Consider the following 20,779-nt stretch of genomic DNA (forward strand, 5'->3'; position numbering starts at 1 on the left):
TGTTTTTGTCTTTTTGTGGATTGCCAATATTAGTTGTTCGTAAACTAAAAAGATTTCAATTAATAAAAGTATCCCGTACATTGGAAGCAGAAGCTTTTAACTGTACGGGACATTTCTATTTCTAACTTAATCTATATTTATTTTAACATATTCTTCCTATTGATTACAGACTTGTATGTGGTTTCTTGAGAATCTAAAATGAATAAAAGCAGAAGGGGGAGAGTGCTATGAAATTAGGGCTGAAAAAAGATGAAGTGAAATTGGTCCCGTATGATGTGAATTGGAAAAGTGCTTTTCTTATTGTCAAAAAGGAGTTAATAGATTGCGTAAAGCTGCAGGGCGGTCAAATCGAGCATATTGGAAGTACGTCCATTGAAGGGATTCAGGCAAAACCAATAATTGATATTTTAGTCGGTGTAAAAAATCTAAATTTGTTAGATAAAGCGTTTTTTTCGAATCTGCGAAAAGCGGGTTTTTATCGATTACAGGTACAAAGACCAAATGAGATTGTCTGTGCTAAGTTTACAGATGAAACCTTTGATACAAAAACGCATTTTCTTCATATCGTTGAACTCAATAAAGAAAAGTGGCATCAAATGCTCTTTTTTAGAGATTATTTGAATGCAAATGAAGAGGTAAAGAAGCAATATCAAGCCCTGAAAAATGATTTCTTTTCTACAAATTTGAATGGGATTAATGCATATACAGAATTTAAGGAGCAATTTGTTCAATCGATATTTTCAAAAATGGAGGAGTAATAATGAAATTTTTTAGTTTTGCTAAAGAACACGGTCGAAAAGTGACACATTATGCCTCAGATTTTATTTTATCTCGATTAGCTACCATTGAGGGGAGAGCTGTTGTTAGCATTATGTATCTAGAGGAAAATGGCATCATTGGTTATCATGAAGCATCAGTTAATCAAATTTTATTTGTCGTTCAAGGAGAAGGCAATGTTTGCAATGGAAATAAGGAATTTAAACGAATTCAGGCAGGTGAAGCAGTTTTTTGGAAAAAGGGCGAGTGGCATGAAACGAAAACAGATACAGGGCTGACCGCTGTTGTCATCGAGGGAGAAACACTTCTTCCAGAGCATCTTATCAAAACAGGGGAATAGGAAACAAAGTAAATAAAATCGGTGGATCTGCGTTATATGCTAATCCACCGTAGTTTGATTTTTTTATCGCAAAAACACGAATACGTTTATAATCTGCATACCATATATTGCATGATATTTGCTAAAATTATTCTACACTAGCAACTTCCCATTTCTTCATAAAAGCCTGCATTGATTTATCAACTTCTTCTTCACTTGGAATATTACGTAGAATTTCTTCCTGGGTATAGGCTTATCCACCTTTAACGATGAGCTCGATTTCCTGTATATGTTTAATATTTTCTAATGGATTGTTGCTTAGAATGACGAGGTCTGCCATTTTTCCTTCTTGGAGTGTTCCAATATCCGTTAGATTTATTGACTTAGCTGCATTTATAGTCGCTGCTTGTAGAGCCTCTATTTCGGTAAAACCAATCTCGACAAATAGTTCTAGTTCGCGGTGTAAAACCATACCAGGGTAGGTATATAATAAGCCAGGCGTATCCGTTCCAGCAACTACTGTTCCACCCATATCATAATAAATTTTAGCAACGGCTTTCTGTAAGTTATGTGTTTTGGCATTATATTTTTTTATCGAGTCTACATGTTCCGCTTGTTGATTCCAATAGTCCATAATGTAATTTATCTTTGAAGCGGATTCTATGACCATATTTTTAGGAGACCAAAATTCAGGATATTTGATGGATTGATCGTAAATAACCATGGTTGGGCATAATTTTACATTGTAAGCCAACATTTTCTCACAAAGTTCCTTTATTTTTTCTTGATCTGGGTTTTCCCAATCGATATGATGCCATTCCTCTTGGTCTACAAATAGATTCCACCCTTTATACATCTCATGTGCAAAACCAGATGCATGTTCAATCCAAGTAACCCCACACTCAGCTGCATCTAAAGCAGTTAAATCTTTTGAATTCACCAAATCAATAGCAACTTCCAAGTTATACTTCTTCGCCTCATCTACAGCCGCTACCATCACGTCTCTTTTGATCCATCCATACAATTTAACAAACTTTGCGCCCACTTCTACTTGTCTACGAACTTCTTTCCTCGCTTCTTCCGGATCGTCTGTTACGAGAGCCCCATAGCTCGTTGGACCCCATTGACCTGGTGTACCGTCAATCATTCTATCTGATGCATAAATTCGAGGGATTGGTGCATCATCCGGTTTTTCAATTAAGTTTTTTAGTAAAAGGACATTGCCGGCAGTATTACGTATTGTCGTTACCCCTGATGCAACAAAATGGGGCGCAAAACGTTCATTAATATGACAGTGCATATCGATTAGACCTGGAATAATATATTTTCCTTTTGCATCAATTGTTTCTATTCCCTTAGGTAATACATCAGACTGTTTTATTATTCTTTTAATCTTATTCTCTTCAATTTCAATTGAACCGATAAAAGATACCCCATTCTCCACATCAATAATTGTTCCATTTTTGATTAATAACTGTTTCATTTTTTATCCTCCTTCAATTGATTCCATATATTTCTTTTTCTGATTTTATTGTATATTGAATAAAACAATGGATTTTCAAAATTATCATATAGTGGATTGTTTTATATTTGGTGAATGGCATTTTTACTGAAGAATGCCGAAAAGTTATTGATACCAGTAAAACGTAACACTATTTAATCTACACTAGCTGCTTCCCATTTCTCCATAAAAGTCTGAATTGAATGATTAACTTCTTCTTCACTTGGAATATTACTTAGAATTTCATCTTGGGTGTATCTTTTTCCACCTTTAACAATGAATTCGATATCCTGTGTATGTTTAATATTTTCTAATGGATTGTTGTTTAGGATGACGAGGTCTGCAATTTTACCTTCTTGGATTGTTCCAATATAAGTTAGATTAATGGATTTAGCTGCATTCACAGTAGCTGCTTGTAGAGCCTCTAGTTCGGTAAAACCAATCTCGACAAATAGCTCTAATTCACGGTGTAAAGCCATTCCTGCGTAAGTAAATATTAATGCTGGGGTATCGGTTCCAGCAACTACTGTTCCACCCATATCATAGTAGGTTTTAGCAATCATTTTTGTTAAATTATTTATAACGGCAGTCCTTGATTTTATCGAATCGATATGCTCGATATTTTTATTCCATTCATCTATCAGATTATTTATAGTACCAAATGATTCGATCACATTATTTTTAGGTGACCAGATGTTAGGATATTGCATAGATTGATCGAATACTACCATTGTTGGGCAAAGTTTCACATTGTGTACGAGCATTTTTTCACAAAGCTCATTTATTTTTACTTGATCTGGATGATCCCAGTTGATATGGCTCCATTCCTTTTGGTCTTCTAATGGACTCCACCCTTTATACATTTCTTGTGCAAATCCAGATGCATGTTCAATCCAAGTAACTCCTAATTCTGCTGCATCTAAAGCCGTTAGATCCTTTGAATTCATTAAGTCACAGGCTACTTCCATGTTATATTTCTTAGCCTCATCAACTGCTGCTGCCATAACGTCTCTCTTTATCCAGCCATATAATTTTATAAAATTCGCTCCTACTTCAACTTGTCTGCGAACTTCTTTCCTTGCATCTTCTGGATTATCTGTTACGAAATTGCCATAGCTCGTTGGTCCCCATTGTCCAGGTGTACCGTCAATCATTCGATCGGATGCGTACACTCTTGGTGTCGGAGCATCATCAGGTTTTTGCATTAAATTTTGAAGTAAGAGCACATTACCTGCCGCATTCCTTATTGTTGTTACCCCTGATGCAACAAAATGGGGCGCGTATCGCTCATTAACATGACAATGCATATCGATTAGACCTGGAATAATATATTTTCCTTGTGCATCAATTGTCTCAATTCCCTCAGGTAATGCATCAGACTGTTTTATCATCCTTTTAATTTTATTCCCTTCAATTTCAATTGCCCCGATAAAAGATACCCCATTCTCTACATCAATAATCGTTCCATTTTTGATTAATAACTGTTTCATTTTTATTTCCTCCTTCAATTTATTCCATATATTTCTTTTTCTGATTTTATTGTATATTGAATAAAACAATAGATTTTCAAAATTGTCATATAGTGGAATGTTTTATTTTGGAGGGATAGAAATGTTGGTGGAATATGGGAAGACGCTAAGAATGATCAGACAACAAAAAGGAATCACTTTAAAAAAACTTGCGGATGACATCTGTTCTGTTTCTTTTTTATCCAAGTTCGAACGTGGAGATTCTGATATCACGCTTAGTCTCATGACGAAATTATTAGAAAAGTTAATGATGAATTTCGATGAGTTTTTATTTATCCACCACGATTATCAGCCTGATCAACTAGAACAATTTTTTAAAACAGCGGGGACAGCCTATTTTAATAGGGATGTAGATCAATTGAAGCTGCTGAAAAACACAGAACTAAATAAGTGGAAGCAATATGGTGTAGAAACATATCATTTTAATGCGCTGTTGCTTGAAGTATATGAAAGTATCGTGGACAGTAATTATAAGGTTGAAGGAATAAAGGAATATGATATTTCCCTCCTTTCCGATTACTTATTTCGGGTAGAGGTTTGGGGATATTATGAATTATCACTTTATAATGGAACATTACTTTTACTGGAACCGGATATGGTTATTATGTTATCCAGAACCGCCTATGAGAAAAGTGCTCGCTTTCAAGAATTTAAAAAGGTGAATGAAGCGATCACAGCTGTGCTTTTTAATACCATTATTTTTTTACTGGGTTCTGTGAATCGATTCCACGAAGAATTTACATATCAAAAGGAATTTATGGAGTTTATTTCGTATCTTGAGAAGATTGCCCTTCCAGAAAGCAACTTAATAGAAAGAAAACACTTATTAGAGTTGAAGGGTGCCTATGACATCAGAATAGGTAACAAAGAAGAAGGGATTGCAAAAATAAAAAAAGCGATTCAACTATTAAATGACCTAAATTCTACAAAGTTAGCTAACAATATCGAGCAATATCTTTTGCAAATTATCTAATAGGGTTGACTTTATTTATGTAGATCCCGGCGATAATGTGTGCATCGAAAAAAACCTCTTTCATCTGATAATAAATCCATATTTTCACAAGAAATGAAGTCATGTCCAACTTATAGTCATGAGCTGTTTTTAAGGTATATAAAGGTGATAATTGGAAATAAATGAAGGGATCAAATTAAAAAATATGCCGTCATTAATATAGACGACTTTTTGCGCGATATGTGTTTTGATAAGAACGGAACGAATCCATAATTCGTATCAGTAATATAGAATGGAAACAAAGAATTTCACATGGACTGCGCTGGTGTTTCGCATGAATTTGCAATAAGCTATGTTTTTCTAATAGGGTATATAGACGAAATGTTTGGGGGGTGACAAAACGAAATGGAAAATATCGTAATTTTTTCGATCCTATTTTTAGTAGTGTTATGGCTATGGTTGAAATTGAATCGTGCTTATTTTTTGCAGCGTTACATTCGGAAGCAATTAACGCGAGGTATTCGCAACAATAAGCAGGAGATTCGGTTGGCAAAAGGCGATAAAGAGCAGCAATTTGAGGTATATAAGCGAGTGTACAATCATGCTATTGTTACGTCAAAGAAGCGCCATAAAAGAAACCAGGTAAAGTATGAGTGCCAAGTAAATAACGAGCTCAATCGGATGGTTAATAATCCGCTAACACGCTTATTTTCATCTTTGCTTTTGCTTGTAAAAGGTATAACAGCGCTTGTTACGTTGTTTTTTACGATTGTCATTGGCTCAATTGTCGTTGATGAAGTAAAGGCAAGTGATTTAACGTTGCCAACTATTAATAAAGAGACACAAATTAAACTAAAAAATGATGCAAGTGATGTCATTGATCAGTTATTCACCAATTTCATAGATCCAAATCGAGGCATTGCTACCCTGGCCTATGACGAAGTAGCGAATTCAAAGATTGTGCCCGTTTATTCAGAGTCGGCTTATCCAGAAGGGGTGGAGACAGTCGAGCAGCTTGCACAGGCAACGGCTTATCATATGGCAAATTTTGAACAACATTTTACGATTCCCTATAAAGGAGAAACGGCTGATTTTGGCGCAACAATTGATGAAGTTTATAAATGGCTTGAAGTAAATGAACCGTATTATTGGGGTGTCTTTGCTGAAAGCTCATCAAGATACATCGATTATGGCTCGGTTATTGAATGGCAGGTCGACATGTCCTATGACTTAACAGCCGAAGAAAATGCACAGGTAAATGGAAAAATTAAGCAGCTAACTGATTCGATTCCTACAACAGCGTCAGAAATTGAAAAAATCAAGTTTGTGAATGATTATTTAGTGAAGCATACGAAATATACTGCTGATAGTACGGCGAATCCGCATACACCGTTTTCGATTTTAATGAATGGAGAGGGTGTTTGTGAGGGGTATGCTTTAGCAGCCTTACTTATGCTGGAGGCGTTGGATGTTGAAGTAAAATATGTCGTTGGTGATGCAGGCGCACCCCATGCGTGGAATTTAGTGAAGGTGGAAGGCGAATGGTACCATTTAGACACTACATGGAATGACCCTTTACCAGACCAAGGTGAAAAAGTACATTATAATTATTTTCTATTAAGTGATGAAACAATGGCACAGGATCACACATGGATTCGAGACGACTATCCAGCAACAGCAACGAGCAATTATTGGTGATGAGGTCTAAGGGAATTGTCTTTTTTTGCTAAGACAAGCACAAAAGTTTAATAAGTTAACAATCTCCGTAAATTTTCAACATGACAATTTACGGGGATTTTTTGTTTTGGATAAAGTAACAGGTTGATTTTTATGACTAACATGCATTTTATTGTCAGCGAATTGCTTTATACTAAATATAACGTTACACGTCGCGATTATATAACGAAATATGGCAAGAAAGGTGGTTTACACATGGACGTAAAAGTATTGCTTGCTCCTGAATATACAAAGCCTATCGCCGAGATTAAAGCCCAAGAACTGACACCGCGAATCGAAAAGGTGGTGGCAATGCTTGAGCAGGAACAACAAAAAAAGATCATGATTTTAAAGGGCAAAGAAATCGCACTGTTAGAAGAACAGAAAATCTTGTTAATTCGGACAGAGGTTAGGAAAGTGTGTGTCTATTTAACAGATGGCTCTTGGCATGAAACGAATATGACGCTCGCACAATTTGAGGATATTTTAGGTGTGCCATTTGTCCGCATTTCAAAAAGTGCAATTGTCAATTTGGAAGCGGTGCAATCAGTAAAGGCGGCTTTTAGTGGCATGCTTCATGTAACACTCAGAAATGATTTGGAGGAAAGTATTAGCCGCAATTACCGAAAAAACTTTAAAGAAAAGTTAAAGGAGTGGTATTCATGAGAAAAGCTGTTCAATCAATCATGGGTTCGTTTGCAGTAGGGTGCATGATTTTCATGGTATCGATTTTAATTGCGTATTGGGATGGACAAATGCAAATTTTTGAGCAGATGCAAGATCGTTATGATCAATACGTACTCGGCATTTTCATGGTTAGTATCGTTACTGGGGGTGGGGGCTATATCATTTACCGATTGAACATTTCCTATAATAAGCGTGTGCTGCTGCATTATGGAGCAACGATTTTGACGGTCATGGCCATCTCCATATGGCTAGATATTATCTCTATTTCTGTTTCGCAATTGTTAACTTATGGCACATTTACATCTGTCATTTTCATAGTCAATTGGTACGTCCACTATGTAAATGCGAAAAAAGATGCGGAAGAAATCAATGCGCTGTTAAAACAAAAAGTGCACTAATTGGTATTATATGGTATATTTATTAGGTGTTGGAATTAAGGACGATGGGAGGAAAACTTAATGTTGTTGAAGCAATATTCACCGAGGCTATTATTTGCATTAGCCGCAATTACTTGTATTGTCATATCACCGCTTTTTGCCATTTTTGTACCGATGACCGTGCCTGATTTATTTTTAACGGATCGCTCATGGTTTTACATCTATTCCTTCAAGGGCAATGTCAAGCTTATAATGGTGGGATTTGTCTTATTAGCAGCGGCCTTTGCATTACTGAGCTGGAAGCGACATGTAGCGACTTATATTGGCTGTATTGCACTCATTATTTTTGGGCTCGTGACATTGTATAGCTCCACTGAGAATTACACAGCAATTAATGAAACGCAAGTACAGAAAAATCAGCTAATCGGCTCGCAGACGTTAAAATGGTCTGAAATAGACGAAGTGGTGCTTGAATATGTGCCGGGTTCATTAGGGCAATACATTTTTAAAGGCAAAAACGGGAAAGAAATAATTGTTGAAGAGGATAAAGAAATGGCAACTGGCTATATTTACCAAATGGCGAATAAGCAAGATGTACCTTTTACTGAGTATGAGAAGAAATAAAGAAAGGCTGCATTCGTGTTGGATTTTAATCCGACTTGATTCGCAGCCTGTTTTATTATTTAAACGCCTCAACTAGCGCCCGCCCATCTGTCTCACCAAGCGGTAAATCTAATATACGTGCAATTGTTGGACCAATATCCACGACGCTCACTTCACCTAAATCAAAGCCTTGTTGTACAGTCGGCCCCGCGATAATAAGATTACTCGTATAATCGGGTTTACTAGGCAAGTAGCCATGTGTTGCATAAACCTTGCCCTGTGCATGCAAATCAATTACAGCTTCGCATTTATAGTCGTCATCAAAGCAATAGCCTTGCTTGGCTTCAAGCATCATTTCAAAGCGTGGGTCGACATGCATTGCTTCAAGCTGTTGCTTATCAAAAATGGCTTCAATGCCGTATCGTTCATCATGCAACGCTTCTTGTAAAAGAGTAAGTGCTAATTCATGTGCTTCATCATCACCAGGCTGTAAATGTAAATACGCCGCACCACCCGCCGCCTGCACATAGGCACGCCACTTCGGAATACCCGCTTTTTCATAAATGAGCCCGTGATCTGCAAACAAGCGATTTAAATACACCTTATAACGTACATCGAGTTGACTATGGTCACCAACGATCATAAAGGTCGTTTCGTCATACGTACCCGCTGCTTTTGTCGCGTCGATAATTGCACCAATACGGTTATCCATTCGTATTAATACTTCATCAATATGTGTACCCTTTGTACCTTTGAAATGCTTGATGTCATCTAAATCAATTAAATGCAGCATAAAGAGTTCAGGCTTTTTGTTTTTAATTGTATCCACTGCGCACGCAGTAGTGAAATCATCTAAGTATGGTTGCTCAATACCTTGACGAATTTTTCCGTACTTCATTTCTAATGCCAAAGTATAGAGCTTACTGCCATTTTTTAAGATTTTTAGCGCTTGATTTTCCCCACGCACAGCACGAATTTCGGGGATGTTGTACGTAATCGGCGCTTTACCAGAAACAGGCCATAGTAACGCAGCCGTTTTTAAGCCCTTTTTATGTGCCGCTTCAAAAATCGTAGGGCTTTTGATATCGCTTAAAAACCAATGCCAGTCTTGGTCGATTTCCCGTAAGAATGGCTGAAACGGATTGTTGTGAAACACGCGGTGCTTATCAGGGTAATTGCCCGTTACATACGACGAATGAATGACATATGTTAATGTAGGATATACACTTTTGACGTTTGTTGTTGATGCACCGCGCTGGATCAAGCTTTTTAAATGGGGTAGCTCTTTTGCCACTGCCCAATTATCTTGTGAAAAGGCATCGTACGAAATGACGATACAATATTTTTTAACCATTCGATTACCTCGCTGTCTGTGGGCGTGATGTTGCGTCCTTTGGTAGCATTAAAAATACAAGTAGCCCTAAAATAAATAACGGAATAATTGATAAAATACTGTATTTTGCCGCGCCTGTTAATGTCGTTGTTAATGCCATTAAAAATGGACCGATAATCGCGGCGAACTTGCCAAAAATATTGTAGAAGCCGAAAAATTCATTCGAGCGTTCTTTCGGAATAATTTTGCCGTAATACGATCGGCTTAGCGCCTGGACACCACCTTGCGCAGAACCAATCAACACACCAAGAACGAAAATATGCCACATTTCTGAAATGAAAAAGGCTGCTATACAAGACACAAGATACGTTAATATGCCGACGATTATCATTGCACGTGTAGAATATTTTTTAGCTAACGACCCGTAAAGTAGGGCAAAAGGGAACGCTACAATTTGAATGACAAGTAAAATGCCAAGGAGCATAAATGTATCGAGTGAATCAGCACCAAGAACACTTGTCGCATACGGTACAACCATTTTAATGATCGTATCTACACCATCAATGTATAAAAAGTATGCGATTAAAAAGGTAAAGACGATTTTATAATCTTTAATTTGCATAAAAGTTTGACCAAGTCGTTTGAAGCTATTTCCAACCGGATTTGGCTCAGGCTCGATATAGTGCCGCTGCTTCACATCTTTAATCATTGGAATTGTCAATAACCCCCACCAAAGCGCGGTAATCAAGAACCCAATTTGGTAGCCAATTGCTTTATCCATGCCCATTAGAAAGATAACGACTAAGCTAATGCCGAATGGAATAACGCTAGAAATGTAGCCGAAAGCAAAGCCGGATGAAGATACTTTATCCATCTTTTCATCGGTCGTAACATCGACTAAAAAAGAATCATAGAAAATGTTTGCGCCCGCAAAGCCGATACACGATAAAATATACATCACTATAAGGAGCTGCCATTGACCACTTTCTGGTGTGATAAACGCAAACGATAGAGTAGAAAAAATACCTACAAGTGTGAAAAATGTAAAGAAGCGTTTTTTCTTGTCCTTATAGTCGGCAAATGCGCCGAGCATCGGGCTCAGTATGGCTACTAGAATACTTGCAAGTGAATTAAAATAGCCTAAATCCATGTTGTTGACACCGTTAAACATACCAAAAACAATTGGAAAAAGTGCGGTTGTAATAGCCATTGAATAGGCAGAATTCCCGCAATCATACAGTATCCATGATTTTTCTTCTCTTGTTAACTTCAAATGCATTGAACTCCCTTCATACTGTATTTGTCGCATGCGCGACTAGTAAAAAAGTATACATTATGTCATGTATTATATCACTAGAATGGAAAGTAAAGGAATTTGAATATTCTAATTTTACATTAAATTAATAAAATTAAAAATTGGATGGGTTTTCTAATATAATACGAGTAAAATATAGACTGGAGGTGCGTGATGCAAAAAATGGTTAATTATTTTCATCCGTTAGTATGGATTATTTTATGTGGTACGATTTTTGTTAGGACAGCTAGCTTTATGGCTATTCCATTTTTAGCGCTCTATTTACACAATGAGCTAGAGGCATCACCGCTAATAATAGGGATAACAATCGGTATGGCGCCACTATTTTCAACATTTGGTGGGTTAATTGGGGGCTATTTGACAGATCGTTTCGGACGAAAAAGTGTTATTATTACAACGGTTTTCGTATGGAGCCTAACCTTTACTGGCTTTGCGTTTGCGCCATCAGCAATCTTTTTTGTCGTTTTGAATGCGTTGAATGGGCTGTGCCGCTCGTTTTTTGAGCCAGGTACGCAGGCGCTAATGATTGATTTTACCGAAAATGAAAAAAAGCGCAGACTATTTTCAGTGCGTTATACAGCAATTAATATCGCAGCGGTCATTGGTCCATTATTAGGTGTTTGGATAGCCGATTTTTCAAGCCCTGCCATTCCATTTGCGATTACGGGTATTATGTATGCGATGTATGGGGTATTTTTATTCGTTGTGCTGAATCGTTATGAAATGAAACAAAACAAACTTTCAAATACACAGCATGTTTTTACGATTTTCAAAGCGGTGTTTCAAGATCAAAAGCTATTATTATTCATTGCGGGTGGCATATTAGTTGTACTAGGCTATTCGCAATTTGATTCGACATTGCCTCAGTTTATTAATATGAATGTAGAAGATGGTGTAAAACTGTTTTCGTATGTTATTATCGCCAATTCCATAACGGTACTGGCATTACAATTGCCACTGACAATGATGATTGAAAAAATGTCAATTTATACATCGTTAAAAATGGGGATTATTATCTTTTCAGTTGGTTTATTTTTATTTGGTTTGTCGGACAGTGCGTGGATGTTTATCGCCAGTATGATTGTGTTTTCGATTGGAGAAATTTTCTGTTTTCCAATGATGAATGCGGTAATTGAAGAAATCGCACCAGAAGATCAGAAGGGGACGTATTTAGGCGCTGCGCAACTCAAAAATATCGGAGGCTTTATTGGACCGATTTTTGGTGGGTGGCTTTTAACGTCTGCAATCGATTTTATGTTTGCGATTATTGCCGCTGTGATGTTCAGTAGTATTTTTATTTATCGTAAAGCACTTAGAACTTCATAGTGTGGTGAAATCTTACGATAAACCTTGCGTTAAAAATTTTGTTTTGCTACACTCAAACTAATTAAATGCATTTGCAGGGGGACACATTGTGTTGAGAAGGTAAAACCTGACCCTTAGAACCTGACCGTTAATACGGACGTAGGGAGCAAAGTACATCATTTTTAAATTGTACTTACTAGGGCTCTGCGTATTTTTACGTGGAGCTTTTCGTTTGCAAATCCTTTAATTGCGGGGGGACACATCGTGTTGAGAAGGTTAAAACCTGACCCTTAGAACCTGAACAGTTAATACTGGCGTAGGGAGCAATCATAGAGTGAATCTACTCTTTTTTGGCGTCTCTATTTTTAGAGACGCTTTTTTGCCTTTACGTTCACCAAAAGAGGAGTGAATATCGTTGAGTCTACAAAAAATTAATGAGAAAAAGCCTTTAATCCATTGTATTACAAATTATGTTGTCGCAAATTTTACTGCGAATGGCTTATTAACAATTGGGGCATCTCCCGTTATGGCAGATGCATTTGAAGAAGTGGCAGAGATGACTCGTATCGCCAATGCGCTACTACTGAATATTGGCACACTAAATGACCGTACAGTTCAGTCCATGCTAGCTGCGGGAAAAAGCGCGAATGAACATCAAGTTCCGATCGTATTAGATCCTGTTGGTGCGGGTGCTACTGCGTTTCGCTCACAAACAACGCATACGCTATTACAGCAGTTAAAAATCACTTTAATACGCTGTAATATTGGAGAGCTTGCCGCTATTGCAGGCGCAAATTGGCAGGCAAAGGGCGTTGATAGTGGTTCGGGTGAGCTCGATGTTGTACAAACTGCAAAAATGATTGCCAAAAAATACAACTGCCTGGTGATTGTGACTGGTAAAGAAGATGTACTAACGGATGGACAGCAGGTAGAAATCATTGCTGGTGGTCATGAAAGGATTACGAAAATAACTGGAAGTGGTTGTTTATTGAGCGCAATTTGTGCTGCTCTTTTAGCAAGTAGCAATGAGCCTTTTGAGGATTTAGCTGCTCTATTGCGTGAATACAAGCAAATAAGTTTAAATGCATATGCGTCAATGGGAACGTTCCATGAAAATTTCTTCAATCAATTAGAACAGTTTGCGGAGGTGCGCGTATGATTGCATGTACAATTGCAGGTTCAGATAGTAGTGGCGGTGCAGGGATTCAGGCCGATATCAAAACATTTCAGGAACTTGGCGTGTTTGGCACGTCTGTTATAACAGCTTTAACTGCACAAAATACATTAGGCGTTCATGGAATTTACCCGACAACTGTTGATTTTGTTCAAGCACAATTGAAGGCAGTACTTGAAGATTTAGAAGTAAAAGCAATAAAAACAGGCATGCTATTTAATGCTGAAATTATTGCAGGGGTTGTTTCACTACTCAATGAACAGCATATTCCATTAATCGTTGATCCAGTTATGATTGCAAAGGGTGGTGCGAGTTTATTACAGCAGCAGGCAGTCCTCGCAATGAAGGAGCAATTACTTCCATTGGCAACGGTTTGTACACCGAATATCCCAGAGGCAGAGGTGCTAACAGGTCGGACAATTGAAACCGCAGAAGATATTGAGCTTGCGGGACGTGATTTATTGGCTTTAGGCGTCAAGTGTGTGGTCATGAAAGGTGGACATTTACAAGGAGAAAAAGCGATTGATACAGTATTCATCAGCGGCGAACCTACGTTTATGATGGAAACCGAACGCTACGAAACGAAGCATACGCATGGAACGGGCTGTACATTTTCAGCGGCAATAACGGCTGAAATCGCAAAAGGAAGCTCACTAAAGGAAGCGATTATCGAAGCGAAAACATTTGTTCAACTTGCAATAAGCAATCCGTTAAATATTGGTCATGGCTTTGGACCGACGAATCATTTTGTGTATCGCCAGCAGCAAGGGACGTGTAAAGTCAATGTCTTTTAAATTAGATAAATATTTCATTATGGGAACGAATAATTGCCAAAGTGAGCCACTCATTATTTTAGAGAAGGCACTGCAAGCCGGAATTACGATGTTTCAATGGCGGGAAAAGGGCAATGGTGCATTACAGGGAGAAGCGTATGAGCAATTCGCGCTTGCCTGCCAACAGCTATGTAAGCACTATAAGGTCCCGTTTATTGTCAATGATGATGTGGAGCTGGCGTTGAAATTGGATGCAGACGGGATTCATGTTGGGCAGGACGACTTAACGATTGAAGCATTTCGTCAACGTGCAGCGCATAAAATCGTTGGGGTTTCGGTTCATAATATGGAAGAATTAGAGAAGGCAATGCGTGCTGGTGCGGATTATGTTGGCATTGGTCCTATTTTTGCTACTACATCAAAAGAAGATGCGAAGGTTCCAGCAGGTGTTACGTTTTTAACGGAAGCAAAAACATGCTATCCTGATTTTCCGATGGTGGCAATTGGAGGTATCACGCCTTTAAACAGCGCTTTTGTACGTGAAGCGGGTGCGGACGGTGTGGCAGTCATTTCTGCTATTAGTTTAAGTAAGGATATTCGTCAAACGGTACAATCGTTGTAATGGTGAAAGTGGATGAGGGGCGTCTCATCCACTTTTTTAACATTGGGTAAGTAAATTTTAATAGATGAAATTAGTTATAAATGATATACAAGTATGAATTTTTTTAATATTCTATTATTATTACAAATTCGAGGTGAGCATATTGAAAGCAATTGAAATGAAAAACTTTGGTACATCGGAAAATTTACAGCTAGCGGAATTACCATTACCAGCCATTTCGGCAACGGATGTAATCGTGAAGCTACATGCAGCAGGAGTAAATCCAAGTGATGTTTATACATCAACAGGTACATATGCCATCAAACCACAATTACCATACACACCGGGCTTAGATGGAGCGGGAATTGTGGAAGCGGTTGGAGAAGCGGTAACGAATGTGCAAGTAGGCGACCGCGTATTTGTCGCAAGCTTACCAGGTGCAACGACAGGGACATTTGCAGAAGCGGTCGTATGTGATGCAAACTATGTGATGCAATTACCCGAGCACATTAGCTTTTTGCAAGGCGCGGCACTTGGCATACCAGCATTGACCGCGTTTCGTGCAGTCGTCCAAAAGGCGGATGTACAAGCTAATCAAACGGTACTTATACACGGAGCAAGTGGTGCGGTTGGTTTACAGGCGGTGCAAATGGCAAAATCATTTGGGGCAACGGTAATCGGTACAGCCAGTCGTGGAGAAGGAAAGGCGCTTGTAAAGGATGCCGGTGCGGATTATGCGTTTGATCATATTACAGAAGGTAATTTGGAGCAGATTCTTGAAGTAACAGAGGGTGCTGGCCCAGATGTGATTATTGAATTTTTAGCAAACGTCAATTTAGCGATCGATTTACAAATGGTGGCGAAGTACGGAAAGATTGTCATTGTCGGGAATCGCGGTGACATTGAAATCAACCCGCGTTTAATTATGCAAAAAGAATGTGATATAACTGGCATGGTGTTATTTAATGCAACGGGTGACCAGCATCGGGAGTTAATGACAAGTGTAGCGGCAATGCTTGAAGAAAATAAGCTTACACCGTTTGTTGGTCATAGCTATCCGCTAGCACAGGCAGGCGAAGCGTTTGAAGCGGTAATGGCAGGTAGGCATAATGGTAAGGTTGTACTTCAAATTTTATAAGAAAAATAATGACCAAACATATCTAAACAATGTTTTCCTTTTTGGCTTGAGCTTTGTTAAGGGGAACTTATAAAGGATGGACAAGCTATGAGAATTTTTGATGCCCATTTTCATATTATTAATTTTGATTTTCCGGTAATTGAAAATCAAGGCTATATGCCGCCTTCTTATTTAGTGGAAGATTATAAAAATCAGACAGAGAGCTATAACATTGCAGGTGGTGCCATAGTGTCGGGCTCTTTTCAAGGCTTTGATCAAGGCTATTTACTGCATGCCTTGCAGCTATTAGGAGGAAACTTTTGTGGTGTCACTCAATTGCCGTATGATGTTAGCGATGATGAGATTCTGCAGTTAAATGCAAAAGGGGTCAAGGCGCTACGTTTTAATGTTAAGCGTGGAGGTTCCGAGGATTTATCAAAGCTCGATTATTTCGCGCGCCGTGTGTATGAGCTTGCTGGCTGGCATAGCGAACTGTATATTGACGCTACGGACATTCCTGACATTGCAATCACACTTTCGCAATTACCAGCTGTGTCCATTGATCATTTAGGTTTGTCAGAGCAAGGCTTACCACATTTATTGAAGCTCATTGAAAAAGGTATTCGTGTGAAGGCAACAGGCTTTGGTCGTGTAGAATTACCGATTGCAAAGACGCTTAAGAGTATATATGATGTAAATCCTGACGCATTAATGTTTGGTACCGATTTACCGTCAACTCGCGCCAAACGTCCATTTGAAACTGCGGATATAGAACTCATTCTGCAACTTTTTGATGAACAAGCCGCCGATAAAATATTTTATAGTAACGCAAAACAATGGTACTTTAAATAATAGATTACTCCAACTCGAAGCGAATTCGAATTGGAGTTTTTATTTTTGAAAATTAGAGAATAAATGGTAGTTTAGTAGCGATTTCTGTTTGATTTCAAAATGTCACTTCATGGTTGGTGAAACATTGGTATTATTTAGAGAGCCATACAACTTCGAAGGGGGCAAACAAACTTGGGCTTTAAAGAAGAACTAAAACGCGAAATGCGTAACGCAACAAAGGATGTTGCAAAGGAAGTAGAAAAGCATTGGGTGCTTGATTTTGAAGGACACAAGATTGAATTTATTAATAAAATGTTAGAAGAAACATTGCTTGTAGACGGCGAAATCATTGCACAGCATACTCGCCAATCGATTTGGTCACATATTGTGCCCTATTCAAAATTAAAGGGAACATTTGTAGGCAATGATGGCAAAACGCATAAGGTGTATGTCAAAGTGGGTGGCTTTATTAAGTTAAATGTCACAATCAAAGTCGATGGAAAAAAACTTTTGGCTGAAACACAAAAGTTAACAATGATCCCTTGGAAAAATAAACAAGCAATCGTTCCTTTTTTACAGCAGCAATTCGCAGAGCACGGTAAGCTAGTCAATAAGGAGTTACCGGACGATGAGTATTTATATGATGAAAATCAGATGAGGTTAGCCCCTGGGTTTGCCGATCAGCTAGCGAATGAACCGGTGCTGTTGTCATATCCGAAGAAGCTTGTGAAGTTGTTGATTACGCAAAGTGAAAAACCTACAGAGGCAAATCGTAAAGCGACTTACGAAAAAATTCAGGAAGAGAAGGTCATTTCTTATTTCCAAGAATTTTTTGTACAATTTGCAGAATCCGAAAAGGACGAAACACTTGTGCAGAAGGAGGCGCTGTGGCTGTTAGAACATGCCGCGGACCGAGAAGTCGTAAAGTTTGCACTTGTTGTGTTAGGTACGACTGACTGTAAAAACCTTAAGGAGCAATTAAAGGTTATAGCATTGCATGAGGAATTTACTGGAGTGGCATTATTTGCGCTTTCAAACGGTGTGCGCAATGCCAATGACGATATTTGGGACATCGCAAAAAAAGTTTCAAATTGGGGCAAGATAGAGGCACTGAACTTTTTAGAGCCAGAACGCGAAGAAATCCGTCATTGGTTTTTAACAGATGGCATTGAAGATATCGTGCCAGGGGTTCAGGCATCGCTACAATGCGCGGATAAAGGTAAACTTGATATTGAGCTGCATGAGGATACGATTAGTGATGCGATATTTGACGGGGCAAGTAAGCTGATTTTGGCCATGCTTTATGATGGCCCATACCGTGAAATGGATGAATATGACTACGCGGGGCAAGTGCTCATGCGCTATACAAAGCATGCCAAAACGCATTGCGAAACGCTGCACCACTTTTACACACTAACACAAATAGCAGACCATTTGATTGAAGATGAAGATGTTTGGAATGAGCGTTTTGAATACAACTGGAAGCCGCATGAAAAGCTAGCGGTCGAAACAGGTATTGAAGAAATTGGCCGTGATATGAAATGGTTGGAAGAAGCGCAGACAATGCTTGTTGATCAGCCAGACAATCAAGATGCGCTAGCGATTGTGAATTATTATAAAAAGTAAAATGGTGAATTTCCTTGAATCAGTGTATTTAATATAGTAAAATATAACAGATTAAGAAAAGCGTTGATAAGGAAGAGTACGTAATACGGCGTTATATAGAGAGCTTTTGATGGTGGAAATAAAGCAAACAACGATTACCGAACATGGCCTTTGAGCAAAAGTACCGAAAACATTAGTAGGCTACTTTCGAGAGATGCACTCGTTACAACAGCAACAGTATGAACACGTACTGACTTGAGGCAAATAGTGTGAGCTATTTGTAAATTTAGGTGGTAACACGATTTATTCGTCCTAATCGCATTTTGCGGTTAGGGCGTTTTTTTTTTACAACTGCGTAATGAGGGAAAGCATTTGTAAAAGGATTCGTACATCTCAACGCTTTTATTGAATACAATTTTAGGAGGAAATGTAAATGGCAATTTTAATTGGAGGCGCTTGGCCGTATGCAAATGGCTCACTGCATTTAGGACATATTTCATCGTTATTACCAGGGGATATATTAGCAAGATATTATCGTTTGAAAGGTGAAGAAGTGTTATACGTTTCAGGAAGTGATTGTAATGGAACGCCAATTTCCATTCGAGCTAATCAAGAAAATACAACCGTTACAGCAATTGCCGATCGCTATCACCAAGAGTTTGCTGAAACGTTTCAACGCCTTGGTTTTACGTATGATTTGTATACGCGCACAGATGCAAAACATCATCATGAATCGGTACAAAAGATTTTCCTACAATTATTAAAAAATGGACACTTATATACAAAGAAAATTGAACAAGCCTATTGCTCGATTGATCAGCAGTTTTTACCGGATCGTTTTGTAGAAGGCATTTGTCCAAATTGTGGGGCAAAAGCGCGTGGTGATCAATGTGATAATTGTTCAAAAATTTTAGACCCATTAGATTTGCATGAAAAACGCTGTAAAATATGTGGAAATGAACCAGAGATAAAAGAAACGGAACATTTTTATTTTGCATTTAGCAAATTTCAAAAACAACTTGAAACATTTGTTGAACAAGCACATCAAGAAAAAAGATGGCGAGAAAATGCGATTCATTTAACACACCGCTATTTACAAGAAGGGCTACCTGATCGTGCTGTTACAAGAGATTTACCAAATGGAATTGATGTACCAGTTGCTGGATTTGAAGGGAAGAAAATTTATGTTTGGATTGAAGCAGTTGCTGGCTATTATACCGCGAGTATCGAATGGGGCAAGTTGCATCAACAAGACGTATCGAAATGGTGGAATGAGCAAACTAAGGCATATTATGTACATGGCAAGGATAATATCCCATTCCATAGTGTGATTTGGCCGGCTATTTTAATGGGAATCGAAAACAAAGGACTACCAACAAATATTGTATCCAATGAATACTTAACGCTTGAGAAGCGAAAAATTTCTACTAGTCTAAATTGGGCAGTATGGGCACCATATATGTTAGAAAATTACCATCCCGATTCATTGCGCTATTTTTTAACAATTAATGCGCCAGAAAGTCGAGATGCAGATTTTTCATGGAGAGAATTTATTTATAGTCACAATGGCGAACTTTTAGGTGCATTCGCTAACTTTGTGAACCGCAATTTGAAATTTATTGAAAAATATTTCGCAGGTAAAGTACCTCAAGTGGCGATTAACGCTACAATGGAAAAGCTTGTTCAACAACAATATGAGCTTGTAGGTGAATTCATTGAACAAGGAAATAGTAAACCAGCATTGGAATCCGTTTTTGAATTAATCCGGGCTTCAAATCGTTATTTTGATGAGGAAAAACCGTGGATTACGGTCAATGAACAACCTGAGAAATGCGAAAAAACACTTGCAACATGCGTTTTTGTAATCCAAAATTTAGCACAATTATTGCAACCATTTTTACCATTTGCATGTGAGGAAATTCAACAAATGTTAAATACTTCGTTGGATTCTTGGACTGTAAAAACGACATTACCTCAAGGTATCAGCAATATTCAGCCACTATATGAGCGTATTGATGTGAAACGAATTGATGAAGAATTATTGAAAATGCAGGAGAATGAAAGATAGATTATGATGAGAAGTTATCATTTTTCTCGGAATGATGATTGAATTATCTTAACGTGTTAAATATTATAAAAGAACAGAACTGAGAATGAAGTTAGCTGGGCTTTTGAAGATGGAATTAAAAATTAAAGATAGATTTCTTGTTCAACTCCCATGAAAGAACGTAATAATCTTATATTCTCTGTGGTGAAGTGGTGAT

Annotated in this window: 19 protein-coding genes, 2 riboswitches and 1 other annotated feature; of the genes, 15 read left to right on the forward strand and 4 right to left on the reverse strand. The window is 38.1% G+C overall.

The window, feature by feature from the left end:
• Nucleotides 1-227: 227 nt before the first annotated feature.
• Together LZ480_RS05975 and LZ480_RS05980 are read left to right on the forward strand one after the other, a co-directional pair.
• Entirely contained in the window at nt 228-758 is a 531-nt protein-coding gene (locus tag LZ480_RS05975) for a GrpB family protein (protein ID WP_241368466.1), read from the forward strand.
• A 2-nt stretch (nt 759-760) separates the two neighbouring features.
• Nucleotides 761-1,117, forward strand: coding sequence for a cupin domain-containing protein (locus LZ480_RS05980; RefSeq protein ID WP_241368467.1), 357 nt, complete (start codon nt 761-763; stop codon nt 1,115-1,117).
• A 232-nt stretch (nt 1,118-1,349) separates the two neighbouring features.
• Here the strand turns inward: LZ480_RS05980 and LZ480_RS05985 are convergent, their stop codons facing one another.
• Both LZ480_RS05985 and LZ480_RS05990 read right to left on the reverse strand, forming a co-directional pair.
• Nucleotides 1,350-2,579, reverse strand: a complete 1,230-nt coding sequence (locus LZ480_RS05985; protein ID WP_241368468.1) for an amidohydrolase family protein — start codon at nt 2,577-2,579, stop codon at nt 1,350-1,352.
• Between the two features lie 173 nt (nt 2,580-2,752).
• Nucleotides 2,753-4,087, reverse strand: coding sequence for an amidohydrolase family protein (locus tag LZ480_RS05990; RefSeq protein ID WP_241368469.1), 1,335 nt, complete (start codon nt 4,085-4,087; stop codon nt 2,753-2,755).
• 121 nt (nt 4,088-4,208) lie between these two features.
• Between LZ480_RS05990 and LZ480_RS05995 the strand changes: the two genes are divergently transcribed.
• The 5 genes from LZ480_RS05995 (at nt 4,209) to LZ480_RS06015 (ending at nt 8,482) form a co-directional block, all read left to right on the forward strand.
• Entirely contained in the window at nt 4,209-5,099 is an 891-nt protein-coding gene (locus tag LZ480_RS05995) for a helix-turn-helix domain-containing protein (RefSeq protein ID WP_241368470.1), read from the forward strand.
• Nucleotides 5,100-5,483: 384 nt separating this feature from the next.
• Complete coding sequence (locus tag LZ480_RS06000) at nt 5,484-6,776, forward strand: transglutaminase domain-containing protein (protein WP_241368471.1); 1,293 nt, start codon at nt 5,484-5,486, stop codon at nt 6,774-6,776.
• 132 nt (nt 6,777-6,908) lie between these two features.
• Nucleotides 6,909-7,460, forward strand: coding sequence for a LytTR family DNA-binding domain-containing protein (locus LZ480_RS06005; protein WP_241368472.1), 552 nt, complete (start codon nt 6,909-6,911; stop codon nt 7,458-7,460).
• On the forward strand, nt 7,457-7,879 hold the full coding sequence (locus LZ480_RS06010; RefSeq protein ID WP_241368473.1) for a DUF3021 family protein: 423 nt from the start codon (nt 7,457-7,459) through the stop codon (nt 7,877-7,879). The genes LZ480_RS06005 and LZ480_RS06010 overlap by 4 nt, the downstream gene beginning before the upstream one ends.
• A 60-nt stretch (nt 7,880-7,939) precedes the next feature.
• The gene (locus LZ480_RS06015; RefSeq protein WP_241368474.1) at nt 7,940-8,482 is read left to right on the forward strand and encodes an ATP-dependent exonuclease; all 543 of its coding nucleotides are present in this window, start codon (nt 7,940-7,942) and stop codon (nt 8,480-8,482) included.
• Between the two features lie 55 nt (nt 8,483-8,537).
• Here the strand turns inward: LZ480_RS06015 and LZ480_RS06020 are convergent, their stop codons facing one another.
• Together LZ480_RS06020 and LZ480_RS06025 are read right to left on the reverse strand one after the other, a co-directional pair.
• Entirely contained in the window at nt 8,538-9,815 is a 1,278-nt protein-coding gene (locus tag LZ480_RS06020) for an alkaline phosphatase family protein (protein WP_241368475.1), read from the reverse strand.
• A 4-nt stretch (nt 9,816-9,819) separates the two neighbouring features.
• Nucleotides 9,820-11,073, reverse strand: coding sequence for an MFS transporter (locus tag LZ480_RS06025; protein WP_408641589.1), 1,254 nt, complete (start codon nt 11,071-11,073; stop codon nt 9,820-9,822).
• A 189-nt stretch (nt 11,074-11,262) separates the two neighbouring features.
• Here LZ480_RS06025 and LZ480_RS06030 point away from each other — a divergent pair, with 189 nt between their 5' ends.
• From LZ480_RS06030 to metG, 8 genes are all read left to right on the forward strand, one after another.
• Nucleotides 11,263-12,435: an MDR family MFS transporter gene (locus tag LZ480_RS06030; protein ID WP_241368476.1), complete on the forward strand. Its 1,173-nt coding sequence runs from the start codon at nt 11,263-11,265 to the stop codon at nt 12,433-12,435.
• Between the two features lie 65 nt (nt 12,436-12,500).
• Nucleotides 12,501-12,597, forward strand: a riboswitch (TPP riboswitch).
• A gap of 58 nt (nt 12,598-12,655) precedes the next feature.
• Nucleotides 12,656-12,754, forward strand: a riboswitch (TPP riboswitch).
• 75 nt (nt 12,755-12,829) lie between these two features.
• On the forward strand, nt 12,830-13,573 hold the full coding sequence (thiM, locus tag LZ480_RS06035; RefSeq protein WP_241368477.1) for a hydroxyethylthiazole kinase: 744 nt from the start codon (nt 12,830-12,832) through the stop codon (nt 13,571-13,573).
• Nucleotides 13,570-14,382 carry a bifunctional hydroxymethylpyrimidine kinase/phosphomethylpyrimidine kinase gene (gene thiD, locus LZ480_RS06040; RefSeq protein ID WP_241368478.1) on the forward strand — a complete coding sequence of 271 codons (813 nt, stop codon included), beginning with the start codon at nt 13,570-13,572 and terminating at the stop codon, nt 14,380-14,382. Before thiM ends, thiD begins: the two co-directional genes overlap by 4 nt.
• Nucleotides 14,372-14,983 (forward strand): thiamine phosphate synthase, encoded by a 612-nt coding sequence (thiE, locus tag LZ480_RS06045; protein ID WP_241368479.1) that lies wholly within the window; start codon nt 14,372-14,374, stop codon nt 14,981-14,983. The genes thiD and thiE overlap by 11 nt, the downstream gene beginning before the upstream one ends.
• 142 nt (nt 14,984-15,125) lie before the next feature.
• Nucleotides 15,126-16,100 carry an NADPH:quinone reductase gene (locus LZ480_RS06050; RefSeq protein ID WP_241368480.1) on the forward strand — a complete coding sequence of 325 codons (975 nt, stop codon included), beginning with the start codon at nt 15,126-15,128 and terminating at the stop codon, nt 16,098-16,100.
• An 87-nt stretch (nt 16,101-16,187) separates the two neighbouring features.
• Nucleotides 16,188-16,931 (forward strand): amidohydrolase family protein, encoded by a 744-nt coding sequence (locus LZ480_RS06055; protein ID WP_241368481.1) that lies wholly within the window; start codon nt 16,188-16,190, stop codon nt 16,929-16,931.
• Nucleotides 16,932-17,102: 171 nt separating this feature from the next.
• Entirely contained in the window at nt 17,103-18,536 is a 1,434-nt protein-coding gene (locus LZ480_RS06060) for a hypothetical protein (protein WP_241368482.1), read from the forward strand.
• A gap of 54 nt (nt 18,537-18,590) precedes the next feature.
• Nucleotides 18,591-18,833, forward strand: a binding site (T-box leader).
• Between the two features lie 115 nt (nt 18,834-18,948).
• The gene (gene metG / locus LZ480_RS06065; RefSeq protein WP_241368483.1) at nt 18,949-20,583 is read left to right on the forward strand and encodes a methionine--tRNA ligase; all 1,635 of its coding nucleotides are present in this window, start codon (nt 18,949-18,951) and stop codon (nt 20,581-20,583) included.
• Nucleotides 20,584-20,779 lie beyond the last annotated feature (196 nt).

Origin of the sequence: Solibacillus palustris, from assembly GCF_022549215.1 — a bacterium.
In the GTDB taxonomy this organism is placed as follows: Bacteria; Bacillota; Bacilli; order Bacillales_A; family Planococcaceae; genus Solibacillus; species Solibacillus daqui.

What these genes read in the sequence shown, in the direction of transcription:
- LZ480_RS05975 (WP_241368466.1), top strand. Translation starts at nt 228, where the DNA reads ATGAAATTAGGGCTGAAAAAAGATGAAGTGAAATTGGTCCCGTATGAT.
- LZ480_RS05980 (WP_241368467.1), top strand. Translation starts at nt 761, where the DNA reads ATGAAATTTTTTAGTTTTGCTAAAGAACACGGTCGAAAAGTGACACAT.
- LZ480_RS05985 (WP_241368468.1), bottom strand. Translation starts at nt 2,579, where the DNA reads ATGAAACAGTTATTAATCAAAAATGGAACAATTATTGATGTGGAGAAT.
- LZ480_RS05990 (WP_241368469.1), bottom strand. Translation starts at nt 4,087, where the DNA reads ATGAAACAGTTATTAATCAAAAATGGAACGATTATTGATGTAGAGAAT.
- LZ480_RS05995 (WP_241368470.1), top strand. Translation starts at nt 4,209, where the DNA reads ATGTTGGTGGAATATGGGAAGACGCTAAGAATGATCAGACAACAAAAA.
- LZ480_RS06000 (WP_241368471.1), top strand. Translation starts at nt 5,484, where the DNA reads ATGGAAAATATCGTAATTTTTTCGATCCTATTTTTAGTAGTGTTATGG.
- LZ480_RS06005 (WP_241368472.1), top strand. Translation starts at nt 6,909, where the DNA reads ATGACTAACATGCATTTTATTGTCAGCGAATTGCTTTATACTAAATAT.
- LZ480_RS06010 (WP_241368473.1), top strand. Translation starts at nt 7,457, where the DNA reads ATGAGAAAAGCTGTTCAATCAATCATGGGTTCGTTTGCAGTAGGGTGC.
- LZ480_RS06015 (WP_241368474.1), top strand. Translation starts at nt 7,940, where the DNA reads ATGTTGTTGAAGCAATATTCACCGAGGCTATTATTTGCATTAGCCGCA.
- LZ480_RS06020 (WP_241368475.1), bottom strand. Translation starts at nt 9,815, where the DNA reads ATGGTTAAAAAATATTGTATCGTCATTTCGTACGATGCCTTTTCACAA.
- LZ480_RS06025 (WP_408641589.1), bottom strand. Translation starts at nt 11,073, where the DNA reads ATGCATTTGAAGTTAACAAGAGAAGAAAAATCATGGATACTGTATGAT.
- LZ480_RS06030 (WP_241368476.1), top strand. Translation starts at nt 11,263, where the DNA reads ATGCAAAAAATGGTTAATTATTTTCATCCGTTAGTATGGATTATTTTA.
- thiD (WP_241368478.1), top strand. Translation starts at nt 13,570, where the DNA reads ATGATTGCATGTACAATTGCAGGTTCAGATAGTAGTGGCGGTGCAGGG.
- thiE (WP_241368479.1), top strand. Translation starts at nt 14,372, where the DNA reads ATGTCTTTTAAATTAGATAAATATTTCATTATGGGAACGAATAATTGC.
- LZ480_RS06055 (WP_241368481.1), top strand. Translation starts at nt 16,188, where the DNA reads ATGAGAATTTTTGATGCCCATTTTCATATTATTAATTTTGATTTTCCG.
- metG (WP_241368483.1), top strand. Translation starts at nt 18,949, where the DNA reads ATGGCAATTTTAATTGGAGGCGCTTGGCCGTATGCAAATGGCTCACTG.